This is a genomic window from Micromonospora sp. URMC 106 (genome assembly GCF_051386395.1).
Lineage (GTDB): Bacteria > Actinomycetota > Actinomycetes > Mycobacteriales > Micromonosporaceae > Micromonospora.
Map to the genome: position 1 here is coordinate 22,294 of NZ_JBPQTP010000011.1, position 13,969 is coordinate 36,262.

Sequence of the window (13,969 nt, forward strand, 5' to 3'; positions counted from 1 at the left end):
GTCCGGCGGGTCGCCCCCGCCCACCGTCGCCGGCGCCGGCGCGACGGCCGGGACCGAGCCGGCGTGCCGCTCGCCGGCTCGGTACACCACGTGATCGCCGAACTAGCCCCGGTGCGGCTCGACCCGGGACCGGGCGTCGACGGGGGCCGGACGCCATCCGGCCCGGTGCAGCGCCACGCACAGCCCGCGCAGCGAGGCGGCCGTCGGATCCGCGTCGAAGCCGCATCCCCAGACGGCCCGGCCGTCGACCCGGCACCGCACGTACGCCAACGTGCCGGGCTCCCCGTCGAGGGTGAACGCCTGCTCGACGTGGTCGAGGACGACCGGCGCGGCGCCGGTCTGCGCGAGCGCCCGCGCGACGCCCGGCAGCAGCCCGTGGCCGGAGTCGCCGCCGACGACCACCGACCCGCCGCACACGGCCAGTTCCGCCTTTACCGCACCCGGCCCCGACTCAGCCGGCGACACCTCGTACGACACGAGTCGCACGTCGGGGGCGGTCGGCAGGAACTCGGCGCGGAAGGTCGCCCAGAGCTCCTCCGCGGTGACCTCCCGCCCCTCGTCGTCGGACACCGCCTGGGACAGCCCGGACATCTCGATCTGGAGGCTGCGCGGCAGGGTCAGCCCGTAGCGGGACCGCAGCAGGTACTCCACGCCGCCCTTGCCGGACTGGCTGTTCACCCTGATGATCGCCTCGTAGGAGCGCCCGATGTCCTTGGGGTCGATCGGCAGGTACGGCACGTCCCACCGGTGCTGGGACAACGCCGTGCCCCGCGCCGCCGCCTCCGCGGACAACGCCCGCAGGCCCTTGCTGATGGCGTCCTGGTGGGATCCGGAGAACGAGGTGTGGACGAGGTCGCCGGCGTACGGGTACCGCTCCGGCACCCGCATCCCGGTGCACTGCTCGACCTCGTGCCGGACGGCGTCGATGTCGGACAGGTCGATCTGCGGGTCGACGCCCTGGCTCATCAGGTTGAGGCCCAGCACGACCAGGCAGACGTTGCCGGTCCGTTCGCCGTTGCCGAACAGGCAGCCCTCGATCCGCTGGCCGCCGGCCAGCAGGCCCAGCTCGGCCGCGGCGACCCCGGTGCCGCGGTCGTTGTGCGGGTGCAGCGAGAGGCAGACGTGCTCCCGCCGGGGCAGGTTGCGGCTCATCCACTCCACCTGGTCGGCGAAGACGTGCGGTCCCGCGCACTCGACGGTCGCCGGCAGGTTGATGATGATCTCGCGGTCGTCACCGGGGTCCCAGACGTCCGTGACCTGCGCGCAGACGTCGAGCGCGAAGTCGAGCTCGGTCTGCGAGAACGACTCGGGCGAGTACTCGAACCCGATGCGGCCGGGATGCGCGTCGGCGAGTTCCCGGCACAGCCGCGCGTGGTCGACCGCCAGCCGCAGGACGCCCTCGCGGTCCGCCCGGAAGACGACCCGACGCTGCGTCGGCGACGTCGAGTTGTAGAGGTGCACGATGGCCTGCGGCGCGCCGGCGAGCGCGTCGAACGTACGCCGGATCAGCTCCGGCCGGGCCGGCACGATCGCCTGGATGAGGACGTCGTCCGGGATCTCGTCGTTCTCGATGATCGTGCGGGCGAACTCGAACTCGGTCCGGCTGGCCGCCGGGAACCCGATCTCGATCTCCTTGTAGCCCAGCGCGACGAGGAGCCGGAACAGTCGGGTCTTGCGCTCGACGTCCATCGGCTGCGGCAGCGCCTGGTTGCCGTCCCGCAGGTCCGTCGACAACCAGCGCGGCGCCGTGGTGATCCGCCTCGCCGGCCAGGACCGGTCGGCCAGATCCACGACGGCCGCGGGCGCGTACCGCCGGTACGGCATCCGGCTCGCCCGTTGTCTCACCTGTCCTACCGGAAAAGTCGCCTTTGCCATGGAGCCTCCCCCGTCCTAGCGAAAAGGTCTTCGGATCAGCGCGAAGCGGTCAGTCGAAGATGGGCCCCTGGGTGCGGGAGCGCTTCAGCTCGGAGAAGCCGGGTGTACCGGCGAGGAGGAGCAGCCCGTCCCACAGGCGGCCGGCGGCCTCGCCGCGCGGGGCGGGCGACACCACCGGGCCGAAGAACGCGACCCGGCCGTCCGCCCCGTCCACCTCGATGACCGGGGTCCCCGCGTCGGGGCCGGCCCGGCTCACCGCCTCCTCGTGCGACCGGCGGATCCGCCCGTCGAACTCGGTGCTCTCCATCGCCGCCGTGAGTGCGGGGTCGAGGCCGGCCGCCCGCAGCGCGTCGCCCACCGTCTCCGGCAGGACGTCCAGGCGGTGGCGCAGCCCCCGGTCGTGGAACCGGACGCCCAGCGCGGCGTACAACAGCGGCACCGCCTCGTCGTCGTACCGCTGCTCGGCGGCGGCCAACACCCGGAGCGGCTTGATCATCTCCCGCACCGTGTCCCGCTGCTCCGGCGTCAGGTCCTGGTCCTCGTAGAGGATCGCCTGGCTCATCAGGTCCCAGCACGGCTCGATCCCACGGACCTGCTGCACCTGCACCAGCCAGTGCGAGGAGATCCACGCCCAGGGGCAGAGCGGGTCGAACCAGAAGCCCACCTTCATGCCGATCCCCCTGCGCCGGTCCGACGGATGGTGCGCAGCGCGCCGGGCAGGCAGGCGAGGACGCCGACCAGGATGGCCGCCACCGGCAGCACCATCCCCAGCCGCAGCGCCTCCGCGTACCGGTCCGCCGGCGCGGCGCCCTCCGCCCAGGCGGACAACCGCTGTGCGAGCAGCAGGCCGACCAGCGTGACCGCCAGTACCGGCCCGAGCTGGCGGACGGTGTTCAGCAGGCCCGACGCGGCGCCGGCCAGGGCCGGCTGCACCTCGCGCATCGCCACCGAGGCCATCGGCGCGATCAGCAGCCCGTTGCCCAGCCCGATCACCATCATCGGGCCGAGGAACGTCAGCCAGGCCGCGTCGAGCCGCATCACCGCCGCCGCCCAGCCCATCCCGACGACGGTGAGCAGCAACCCGCCGAGCAGGACCACCCGGCCGTCGAGCCGGTCGGTGACCTTCCCGGCGAACGGCGCGAGCAGGGTGGAGACCAGCGCCGGGGGCGCCAGCGCCAGCCCCGCGGCCAGGGCGGAGAAGCCCAGCACCGACTGGAAGAACAGGGTCATCAGCAGCATGAAGCCGATGATCCCGAAGGAGACCGCCGCCGCCACGACGACCATCGCGGCGTACGAGCGGATGCCGAGCAGCACGAACGGCACCAGGGGTTCCCGGTCCTGCCGGCCGCGTTGCTGCCAGACGAACGCCACCCCGAGCACGACCGCCGCCGCGAGCATGAGCAGCGTCCACGGCGCCCAGTCGAACCGCTCGCCCTCCATCAGCGGGAAGGCCAGGCAGAACAGGGCCGCGGAGGCCAGCAGGATGCCGCCGACGTCGAGCCGGTGCCGGCGGTCGAAGCGCAGGTCCGGCACGGCCACGAGGGCCAGGGCCACCGCCGCGACGCCGATCGGCACGTTGACCAGGAAGATCCACCGCCAGTCCAGCGTGGTGACCAGCAGGCCGCCGACGGACGGGCCGGCGACGGCCGCCACCCCGCCGACCGCACCCCAGATCCCCATCGCGAGCCCCCGCCGGGCGGGCGGGAACAGGCTCACGATCATGGCCATCGTCTGCGGCAGCAGGAGCGCGGCGCCCAGACCCTGCAGGGCGCGCGCGGCGATCAGCTGGCCCGGGTCCTGGGCCAGCCCGCACAGCAGGCTGAACACCGTGAAGACGGTGATGCCCACGACGAACAGCCGACGCGGGCCGAACAGGTCGCCGAGCCGGCCGGCGGTGATCAGCAGCACGGCCACCACCAGCACGTACGCGTTGACCGACCACAGCACCGTCGGCAGCGACGCGCCGAAGTCCGCGCGGATGTCGGGGATGGCGATGTTGACGATCGACACGTCGAGCATCGTCAGGAAGAACCCGAGGGCCAGCACCACGAGGCTGACCCACGGATTCTCCCGCCATCCCCCACGGGCGGCGGTCTCCTGCTGCAGGGCTTCCGACGTCACTCACTGCCTCCAGATTGCGGGTGGCACCTTGTTGGTGCGTTCGACGCGACTCACCTTGTCGACCCGGCGTGCGGTGATCGCTCCCGGAACCTGCCTGTGCACCGCCGCCAGGTGGTAGAACTGCGCGGTCAGGTGAGCCCGCACGTCCTCGGCGTCGGCGCCCCCGGAATACTCCAGCGTCAGCGCCGTGGCCGCCCTCGGCGACTCGGTGTCGCGCGTCAGGACGAGCTGGGCCTCCTCGACGCCGGGCAGGGTCCGCGCGAACGACACCACCTCACCGACGCTGAACAGGGCACTGCGCAGGCTCACCGCGTCGTCCGCTCGTCCCAGGACCTGAAGTCCGTCGGGACGGCCGCATCGGCACTCGGCGGACGCCAGCCGGTCCCCGAGACGGTAACGCACCGCCGGCATCGTCCAGCCCGTGCCACGCCGGGTCAACAGCGCCCCCTCCTCCTCCAGTTCGAGCGTCTGGTCGGGCATGAGGTGGAGGGTCTGCAGGTCGCAGGCCGGGGTGTTGGTGGCGATGATGTACGTCTCCACCGAGCCGTAGTTGGCCCAGTACTCGGCCTCCGGGAACGCCTTCTGCACGACCCGGAGCTTGGCGTCGGTCCACGGCTCCGCCAGCCAGATGATGGTCCTGATCGGCAGCGTCTCGTTCGCCGCGATCAGGCCCTCGGCGAAGTCGGCCAGGGCGCTCGGGGTGCCGGTGAGCGCGTCGAGGCCGATCTCGCGGAACATCGGCACCCAGTTGCCCACGTCCTCGGGCGGGTAGGCGCCGGACGGCAGCACCGTGCACCGCGACCGCTCGGCGAGGGTGTGGATGTAGTAGTGCGACGCCCACAGCCGGCCGGGGTTGAAGAGGTTGAGCAGCACGTTGCCGGGCGCCAGCGGCCGCCACTCCCGCAGTACCCGCTCCACGGCCTGGTGATAGGGCACGTAGGTGAGCTTCGGCTTGCCGGTGGTGCCGCCGCTGGACATCAGCGCGCTGCCCGTCTCCCGGGCCAACTCCCGGGTGACCGCCACGATCTCCGCCGGGCCGCTCACCGCCAGGTCGGACAGGGCGGCGGCGTCCGGTGGCACCGGCGCGCCGCCGCGCCCGTCAAGGAAGCGCGCCTGGGCCAGCACGTCCTCCCAGGGCAGTTCGCCGATCGTCACGGTCATGCCGCACCTCCCTCGCCGGCGATCCACGCGGCGTGTGCCGCGACGTACGCGCGGAACCGGGACTCGATGACCGGCCGCTGGATCTTGGCGATCTCCTCGGTCGTGGCGTAGCCGACCGCGCCGTCCGGCTCCACCTCGGACAGCCAGAACTGCTTGCCGTCCCAGAGGAAGTCGGCCGCGAAGTACGGCATCCGCAGCTTCTCCGCGATGTAGTCGATCGAGCTCTCCAGCTCCTCCGGCAGTGGTGGGTACTCCAGCCGCCCGCCGTTGACCAGGTTCGCGGTCAGCGACTCGCCCTGCGGGATCCGGCGCAGCACGGTGTGCGCCCTGCCGTTGATGACGTACACCCGGAAGTCGTTGACGCCGGTGCCGAGGTAGGGCTGGACGACCAGGGCCGTGTCGGCGCCGCCGGCGAGGCCGATCAGCCCGCGCAGCTCGTGCTCGTTGTTGGCCAGGCAGACGCCCTGGCCCATGCCCCAGTACGCGGGCTTGACCAGCATGGGGAAGTCGAGCTTCTCCAGCACCGGCTCGTAGTGGCGGCTGATCGAGTCGCGGCCGGTGCCGATGCGCACGGTGGGCACCCGCGGGACGGGACAGTCCCGCAGGTAGAGCATCGTGGCCATCTTGTCCGTCGTGATGTACGACATGCGCGGCTGGATGGGCAGGTAGAAGCCGGCCTGCTCGAGGATCGAGTACGCGAAGAGCTGGTTGCAGACCTCCTGCACCTGGTGCGGCAGCGACCACAGCGAGGTCACCAGGATGGTGTCCTCCGGGGTGATCCGCTCGCCGTCGAGGAACACCCGGTGCTCGTCGCCGACGGCCTCGACCGCCAGCGCCTCCGCCTTGTGCAGGGACATGGCCAGGCCGCAGTCCTTGGCGATCTCCGTGTAGGTCGTCCAGATGGCAGCCGCCTCCGCCGCCCGCTGGCGCACCGTGCCGCGGTCGGGGTAGATCCAGCAGAGCCGGCGGGCCAGTTGGGTGGGGGCGGGCGTATCGGTGCTGGACGTCATGGTTGCTTCTCCTCACTGGTCAGGAAGCCGCGGACAGCGGCGGCGAACGCCGCCGGCTCCTCGAGGAAACACAGGTGGCCGGAGTGGTCGAGGAACTCCACGCGGGCGTCCGGGATGGTCTTGGCCAGCCAACTGCCGACCTCCGGCGGGTAGACCGCGCTGCGGCGCCCGTGGACGAGCAGGGTGGGCAGTCGCAGGGCGGCGACCCGGTCCCGCCAGTCCTGCGCGAGCACGTCGGAGAGGAGCCCGCCGACCGCGTCGGGGTGGGCGCGGCGGGCCTGCCGCACGAGGTCCGCGACGAGGGCCTCGTCCGGGGCGGGGCCGTCGACGGCGAAGGAACTGCGGACCAGGGTCTCGGCGAAGGCCCCGCAGTCGCTGCGCACGTCGCCGAGCAGCGCCGCGGCCCCCGCCTCGTCGAGGGAGCCGAACGCGGCGTACGGCCAGCCCTCCTCGGCGAGCAGCCAGGGCGTCTGCTCGACGCTGATCAACCGGCGGACCCGCCGGGTGCCGTACTCCGCCAGGTAGGTCCAGGCGACGGTCGCGCCCAGCGACCAGCCCAGCAGCGTCACGTCGTCGGAGCCGAGGCTCTCGATCACCTCGTGCAGCGCGACGGCGCAGTCGGACAGGGTGGGTGGCCGCGTCGGAGCGGGGGCGTCGCCGTGCCCCGGCAGGTCGACGGTCACCACCCGGTGGTCGCGGCCGAGCTCCGCCACCGTGGTGTCGAAGAAGTGCCGGCTGGCGGCGAGGCCCGGAACGAGGACGAGGTCCGGCCCGGCGCCGTGGAACTCGGCGCGCATCATCGGCTCACCAGGGCGAACCGGCGGCGCAGGGCCGGTTTGTCGATCTTGCCCACCGGCGTGTGCGGGATCTCGTCCACCAGGCGCACCGTCGCTGCCAGCCGATGCCCGGCCAGGACGGCGCTGACCTGCCCGACGGCGTCGTCCGGGTCGACGCCGTCTCCCGGGCGGACCACCACGAGCACCCGGTCGGTGAGCTCACCCGGATCGAGCGGCAGGCTCACCACCTGCGCGCCGGGGCTGGCCGCGCGGCACTCGGCGTCGAGCACGGGGGCCAGCACCGGCCCGTCCGGCGTGGACAGCACCTCGGAGACCCGGCCGACGATCCGGTACGCGCCGTCGCCGACCTCCTGCGCGACGTCGCCGGTCCAGAACTCCCCGTCGCGGAAGGTGCGCGCGTTCGCGGCGTCGGCGAAGAGGTAGCCCTCGCTCGTGCAGTCGGAGCGCAGCACCAGCTCGCCGATGTCGGCGTGCCCGTCCACCAGCGGCGCGAGCCGGGCGCCGACACCGCGTACGGGCGGCATGGCCCCGCTCGTCTGCAACTCGTCGGCCATGTTGCCCAGGGCGAGACCGAACTCGGTCGAGCCGTAGATCTGCCGGATGTGGATGCCCAGCGTGTCCGCGGCGGCGCGCACCACGTCGGGGCTGAGGTAGGCCCCGCCGCAGAGCGGACGCCGCAGCGCGGACAGGTCCACCTGCGCGTCGGCACCGGCCCGGACGAGCATCTCGTAGTGCGCGGGCAGTGCGCTCATCACGGTGGCCCGCTCCCGCTGGAGCCGGTCGAGGTACGCCCGCGGCGAGTCGTCCGGGTCGGCCAGCACCAGTCGGGCGCCGCTGAGCAGCGCGGCGAACACGTGCAGGTCGGTGGCGTGCGCGACGTCCAGTGGGTGCCGGCAGTAGTAGACGTCGTCGGCGGTCATGCCGGTGTCGGCCAGCCAGCGCCGACGCTCGGCGACGAACTTGTCCTGCCGCCACACCATCATCTTCGGGAAGCCGGTGGAGCCGGAGGTCCACAGCTGGCGGAACAGGCCGGCGTACGGCTCGTCCGGTGCCGGCGGCGCGTCGACGTCGAGGTCGTGCAGCGACACGACCGGCACGGTCCCCGGCGCGACGTGGTGCTCCCGGCCGGCGACGAGCAGCACCGGACGCGCCTGCCCGACGGCCCGTTCGGTGTCCGCGGCGGTGAAGTTGCGCATCAGCGGCACGTACCGGGCGCCGACCCGGGCGACGGCCAGGATCAGCGCGACGTAGCGGACGCTGTTGGGCAGCGCGGTCGCGACCGTGTCGCCGGCCCGGACTCCCCTGCCGTGCAGCCCGGCGGCGAGCCGCTCGACGAGCACGACCAGTTCCCGGTAGCGGAACTCGCTGCCGTCGACGTCGACGACGGCCACGCGCTCCGGCCGGCGCGCCGCGACGTCGGCCACCGCCTGGCAGAGCACCGCGGTCATGCCGCCACCCACGCCGCGTAGGTGCCGAAGCGCCAGTCCTTGGCCAGGCAGTCCACCTGCCCGAAACCGGCCTTGCGCAGCCACTCCAGCTGGTCCTCCAGGGTGGCGCAGATGTCCAGCTTCATCCGCTCGCGGCCCGCGGCCCACTCGTCGGGCGGGCACTCCGCGCGCTGCACGTGCGCCTCGTGCTGGAAGTCGTACATCGCCTCGACCTGCGGGTTGGGACCGGCCAGTTGCTCGACGTTGACGAACACGCCCCGCGGGGTGAGCACCTCGTGGATGCGATGGAAGAGGTCCTGCTTGTCCTCGTGGGTGAGGTGGTGGATCGCCAGGCCGGACACCACCGCGTCGAAGGGACCGGCCGGCAGCGGGTCCTTCATGTCGCACACCAGCACGGAGACCCGCGGGTTGCCGGCGAACCGCTCCCGCGCCTTGACGAGCATCGCGTCCGAGTGGTCGACCAGGGTCAGCTCGGCCTGCGGGAGCTGCTCCAGGATGGCGCCGCCCAGCAGCCCGGTGCCGGCGCCGAGGTCGAGGATGCGCGCCGTCGCCGGAACGGTCTCGACGACCGCGTGCACCGCGCTGGAGTAGATGAGGTCGAAGGAGGGGATGAGCTTGCGTCGCATCACGTCGAACGTGCCGGAGTTCCAGATCTCGTTCTTGTTGGCTGTCCTGGTCATCGCGTGGTCCCTCCGCTTCGTGAGCTGAACAGTTGGTCAAGGTCGGCCAGGTGGTGTCCGGCCACCCTGCGTCCGGGCGCCGCGCCTACCCCGTCGGTGTTCCGGTAGTGCACGCCGCCCCCGGTCCCGGGCGTCGATGTCGTCCCGCGCAGCCCGGCCCACGCCCGGAGGCCGCACTGGGCCGGGTCAGCACCAGAGCTTTCCGCGCAGGTAGTACGGCTCGGCGTCGGGTTCGGACGGCTCCGGCTCCTCCGCCGCGGCGATGTGCGACGCGATGAGGGCGGCGACGTCGGCGACCCGGCCGGGGCGCATGACTGAGTAGTGGGTGCCGTCGATCGGGTACGGGCAGGCGGCGCCCGGCAGGATCTCGTCGAGCGGCACCAGGCCGGGGAAGGCGTCGCGCCGGGTCTCCCGCGCCCGCAGCAGCAGGAGCCGCTCGTGCGGCGCACCGGGCCGGTGTCCCTCCAGGATCTCCGAGTTGCGGCGGTAGACGTCGAACAGCCGCCCCAGGTCCCCGACGTCGAGCGGCGCGGCGAGCAGGCCCGCCTGGACCAGGGCGTCCTGGAGGGCGGGCAGGGCCGCCGGCAGCTCGTCGACGGATACGTCCCCCGGCAGGTGGCCGCTGACGTCCTCGCCCTGCGCCAGGTCGGTGAAGAAGCCGGCGAGCCGCTGCCGGAGGGTCACGGCGGGGCCCTCCGGCCGGCCGGTGAACGAGTCGATCGCGGTCACCGACCGCACCGGCCGGCCCCGCTCCGCCAGCAACCCGGCGACGCGCGCCGACACGGTGCCGCCCATCGACCAGCCGACGAGGTGCACGTCCGCGCCCTCCGGCAGGACCTCGCGGAGCGCCTCGCCGTAGCGGGCGGCCAGCTCCGTCATGTCGGACGGCGGCTCCTCACCGGGTTGCAGGCCGACTGCCCGCAACCCGTACACGGTGGCGCCGGCGGTGACCGCCTGCCGGTCGAGCGCCTCGACCAACGGCTCGTAGCAGAGCACGTCGCCGCCCACCGGGTGCACCAGCACCAGGGTGCGGGCGTGATCGCCGTCCTTGATGCGCACGAGCGGCGTACCGCCGTGCGGGTGCTGCCCGGCCGCCCGCAGCTGGCTCGCCTGGTCGGCGACCGTGCGGCTGCGCATCAGCGACGCCAGGGGCAGGGTCCGGCCGAAGCTCGCCCTGATCCGGTGGAACAACCGGACCGCCAGCAGGGAGTTGCCGCCGAGGGCGAAGAAGTCGTCCGTGACACCGCGGACCTCCGGGCCGAGCAGTTCCTGCCACAGGCCGAGCAGCCGGGCCTCGTCCGCCGTGCGCGGCGCGACGACCGCCGGGCCCGTCCCGCGTACGACGGGACCGGCGGCAAGCCGCGCGACGAGTGCCTTGCGGTCGACCTTGCCGTTCGCCGTCAGCGGCACCTCGTCGACCACGGTGACCACGGCGGGCACCATGTACGACGGCAGCCCGGCGGCGAGGTGCGCCCGCAGCGCGGCCGGGTCCGCGGCGGCGCAGCCCGGGGCCGGGATGACGAACGCGGCCAGGTACGACTCGCCCCGCCCCGCGGCCACCACGGCGACCGCCTTGCGCACGTCCGGGTGCTCGGACAGCCGGACCTCGATCTCGCCGAGCTCGATGCGGTGCCCGCCGACCTTCACCTGGTCGTCCTGGCGGCCCAGGAACTCGAGGATGCCGCCGGGCCAGTACCGCGCCCGGTCCCCGGTGCGGTACCGCCGCTCGCCCGTCACCGGGTCGGTGGAGAAGGACGCCCGGGTCAGCTCGGGCGCGTTCCGGTAGCCGTCGGCCACCCCGGCTCCACCGATGTAGAGGTCGCCGGGCACCCATGCCGGCGCGTCGGCCAGCTGCCGGTCCAGCACGTGCATGGTCTGGTTGGCCAGCGGATAGCCGTACGGGACGCTGGACCAGCCCGGCGTCAGGTCCTCGGTCCAGAAGTAGTTGGACCAGATGGACGCCTCGGTCGCGCCGCCGGCGGCCATGACCCGCGCACCGGGGCACGCCTGCGCGATCCGGTCGAGCAGCGGCAACGGGACCCAGTCGCCGCTGAGCATGACGAGCCGCAGCGCGCGGAGCATCTCCGGCGCCCGGTCGGCCAGATATTCCAGCGTGACGGAGAACAGGGCGGGCACCGAGTTCCAGAGCGTGATGCCGTGCCGTCGGCACAGCTCGCCCCACCGCTCCGGATCGGGCACGTCGCTGTGGGCGGGCACGACCACCGTGCCGCCGGCGCCCAGGACGGCGAAGATGTCGAAGACCGACAGGTCGAACGCGAGCGAGGAGACGGCGAGCACCCGGTCGGCCGACGTCAGGGCCAGCCGCCTCGTCAGGTCCCGCAGCGTGTTCGTCGCCGCCCCGTGGGAGATCACCACGCCCTTCGGGGCTCCGGTGGAGCCGGAGGTGTAGATGACGTAGGCCGTCCGCCGCAGGTCGCCGCCCAGACCGTCCGGGTCGCCGCCGTCCGGACCGCGGCCGTCCGGGCCGGGGCCGTCGGAGGCGGCCGAGCCGTGCGTCGGCACCACGACGACGGGCAGCTCGGGGAGTCCGTCGAGGGGTGCGGCGTCGGTGCCGACGACGGCGGTCGCGCCGCTCTGTCGCAGCACCTCGCGGACCCGCGCCTCGGGCCAGGTCGGACCGACCGGGAGGTACGCGCCGCCCGCCCGGAGGACGCCCAGCACGGCCACGGGCTGCTGCCACGACTTGGGTACCCGCACGGCGACCAGGTCGGCGCGCCCCGGGTCCACGCCCACGCCCGCGTCCCGCAGCCGGGCCGCCAGGGCCGCCGACAGCCGGTCGAGTTCGCCGTAGGTCAGGCTCCGCTCGGCGTCGACGACCGCGACGGCGTCCGGCCGGCAGCGCATCTGGTCCACGACGGCCCCGTGCAGCTCGCCCTCCAGGCCCGGCGCCTCGGTGCGGTTGGCCCGCCGGCGGTCGGCGAGCTGCCGCACGGGCAGCGGCTGCGGGCCCGTCCCGGTCCAGGCGTCGGCGTTCGCGGCCAGCTGCCGCAACCGGTGCCGGTGGTACTCGGCGAGGTCGTCGACGAGGCCCGGCGGGTACGAGGACCGGTCGTGGTCGAAGTTGCAGACCAGCGCGCCGTCGAACTCGAAGACCTGGTGGTCGAGGAGCACCTCGGGGGTCGCGATGGCACTGTGCGCCAGCGTGGCGGCCGGCAGCGCGAGCCGGAAACCGTCGGAGACGCCGGGCACCAGGTCGAGGCCGCTGCTGAACACCACCGGCACGGGGTTGCCCACGCTGCCGTCGCGCCGGTTGAGCTCCCGGCCGACCGCGACCCCGGAGAACTCACCGGCGTCGAGGTCGTCGTACAGCTGTTTCTGCAGCGCCTGGCACCGCTCGACGAACGGGCCGGGCGTGTCGTCGTACGCCACCAGCAGGGTGGTGGCGGCGTTGCCCCACATTCGTTCCCGGCCCGGCGCGCCGGTCACCCGGTCCGAGGAGAGCACCGACACCGTGCCGGGCTGACCGCCGGACCAGCGCAGCAGGCACTCGACGTAGAGCGCGAAGAGCGCCAGGCCCGCCGACACCCCCTGCTCCGCGGCGTGGTGCCGGAACCGCTTCCAGTCGTCCCCGTCGAGCCGGTGCGCCACGCGGTGCAGCGGCACGTCGCGGTCGCGCTCGGCGGCCTGCGTGTCCAGGGCGCGCGGCAGATCGGGGGCGGGTGGCAGGCTCTCCAGACGGGACCGCCAGTACCGCTCGGCCGTCCGTCGCGCGGGAAGCGACCTGCGCTCCTCCTGCTCGACGAGGTAATCCGCGAAACTCTCCGTCTCGGGTGCGGGCCGGTAGGAGGGATCGGCGTAACAACGGGTCAGCTCGCCGAAGAACAGTTGGATCGTCGCCCCGTCGAAGACCGTCAGTCGTAGCGCCAGCTGCAGGTGCGTCCCGCCGCCGGGCAGTCGGAGGAATCGAAAGAGAAATGGTTGTCCCGCATCGTGCGGCGGCATGTCGGCGACTATTTCACGCCGCAATCGCTCCAGTTTCCCGGGCAGCTCGCCGGCCTCACACGCCGACAGGTCCAGCACGTCCACCAGCAATTCGGGCCGATCTTCCCCCACCGGCGCGAAATGTTGCGTGGCCTCCGGCGTGACGCGCGTACGAAGCACAGGGCGCACCCGACGCAACCGCGCGAGGGCATCCGCGAAACGGTCCGGATCCGGCGCCGCCGCCGCCGGGAACGCGTACTCCTGGATGTACAGCGCGGGGGAGGCGTGGCCGGCCACCCCCTGCTCGCCGATGAGATACGCCTGCTGGAGGTCGGTGAGGGGCAGACAGGTCGGGCGGTCGGTGATCGACTCTCCGAAACCGGGCCCACCCGCGACTCCGTCCTCGCCGAGCAGCGCGGCGAGTTCCGCGATACAAGCCTTGATTACCGCTTTCGAATGCTCATCGAGCGATCGCGAATGTGACTGCCCGCTCCGAATGTTTGACATATAAGCCGCTTCCCCCCGCGGGAACACAGGCATTCGGCAATCCCCCAATGATTTACATCCGACGCCACGTCCGGACAACAGCTCATCAGAACCGGATTTGCAATTCCCGACTGTAGATGACCAAGTCGACCCGAACAGTAAGGATGATCAGTGATGTGGATCACATCGAGATTCTCGGGCGCTACCGAGCGTCATGAAGTGAGCGATCAGTCAGCGATTCCGCAGGCCGGAGGGTAATTCCCCGTAATCTCTCCGTCACTGACGTACGCCGATGTCGTCGAAATGTCACCCACCCGGCAGGGACGTCGGCGGACCGGGGTGGCGGTGGAAGTTGCAGGTCATCCATAATGCGCGACCACGCCGCCGCGGTGCCCGAAGAGTGCTGACAGGGGAGGCATCGGGCCACATCATCGGATTAGAGGGCTTCG

Annotated in this window: 9 protein-coding genes; all 9 read right to left on the reverse strand. The window is 72.7% G+C overall.

Going from position 1 to position 13,969, the window contains the following annotated elements; translation table 11 throughout:
• Positions 1-102: 102 nt before the first annotated feature.
• The 9 genes from ACSNOB_RS05710 to ACSNOB_RS05750 all read right to left on the reverse strand — a co-directional run bounded on the left by ACSNOB_RS05710 (position 103) and on the right by ACSNOB_RS05750 (position 13,574).
• Positions 103-1,875 carry a 2-isopropylmalate synthase gene (locus ACSNOB_RS05710; RefSeq protein WP_436685571.1) on the reverse strand — a complete coding sequence of 591 codons (1,773 nt, stop codon included), beginning with the start codon at positions 1,873-1,875 and terminating at the stop codon, positions 103-105.
• A 49-nt stretch (positions 1,876-1,924) separates the two neighbouring features.
• Positions 1,925-2,545 carry a mycothiol-dependent nitroreductase Rv2466c family protein gene (locus ACSNOB_RS05715; RefSeq protein ID WP_436685572.1) on the reverse strand — a complete coding sequence of 207 codons (621 nt, stop codon included), beginning with the start codon at positions 2,543-2,545 and terminating at the stop codon, positions 1,925-1,927.
• The gene (locus ACSNOB_RS05720; protein ID WP_436685573.1) at positions 2,542-3,996 is read right to left on the reverse strand and encodes a DHA2 family efflux MFS transporter permease subunit; all 1,455 of its coding nucleotides are present in this window, start codon (positions 3,994-3,996) and stop codon (positions 2,542-2,544) included. The genes ACSNOB_RS05715 and ACSNOB_RS05720 overlap by 4 nt, the downstream gene beginning before the upstream one ends.
• Entirely contained in the window at positions 3,997-5,157 is a 1,161-nt protein-coding gene (locus ACSNOB_RS05725; RefSeq protein WP_436685574.1) for an AMP-binding protein, read from the reverse strand.
• On the reverse strand, positions 5,154-6,167 hold the full coding sequence (locus ACSNOB_RS05730; protein ID WP_436685575.1) for an ATP-grasp domain-containing protein: 1,014 nt from the start codon (positions 6,165-6,167) through the stop codon (positions 5,154-5,156). Before ACSNOB_RS05730 ends, ACSNOB_RS05725 begins: the two co-directional genes overlap by 4 nt.
• Positions 6,164-6,964, reverse strand: coding sequence for an alpha/beta fold hydrolase (locus ACSNOB_RS05735; RefSeq protein WP_436685576.1), 801 nt, complete (start codon positions 6,962-6,964; stop codon positions 6,164-6,166). Before ACSNOB_RS05735 ends, ACSNOB_RS05730 begins: the two co-directional genes overlap by 4 nt.
• Positions 6,964-8,412: a class I adenylate-forming enzyme family protein gene (locus ACSNOB_RS05740; protein ID WP_436685577.1), complete on the reverse strand. Its 1,449-nt coding sequence runs from the start codon at positions 8,410-8,412 to the stop codon at positions 6,964-6,966. The genes ACSNOB_RS05735 and ACSNOB_RS05740 overlap by 1 nt, the downstream gene beginning before the upstream one ends.
• Positions 8,409-9,092: a class I SAM-dependent methyltransferase gene (locus ACSNOB_RS05745; RefSeq protein WP_436685578.1), complete on the reverse strand. Its 684-nt coding sequence runs from the start codon at positions 9,090-9,092 to the stop codon at positions 8,409-8,411. The genes ACSNOB_RS05740 and ACSNOB_RS05745 overlap by 4 nt, the downstream gene beginning before the upstream one ends.
• 186 nt (positions 9,093-9,278) lie before the next feature.
• Positions 9,279-13,574 (reverse strand): non-ribosomal peptide synthetase, encoded by a 4,296-nt coding sequence (locus tag ACSNOB_RS05750; protein WP_436685579.1) that lies wholly within the window; start codon positions 13,572-13,574, stop codon positions 9,279-9,281.
• Positions 13,575-13,969: the final 395 nt, after the last annotated feature.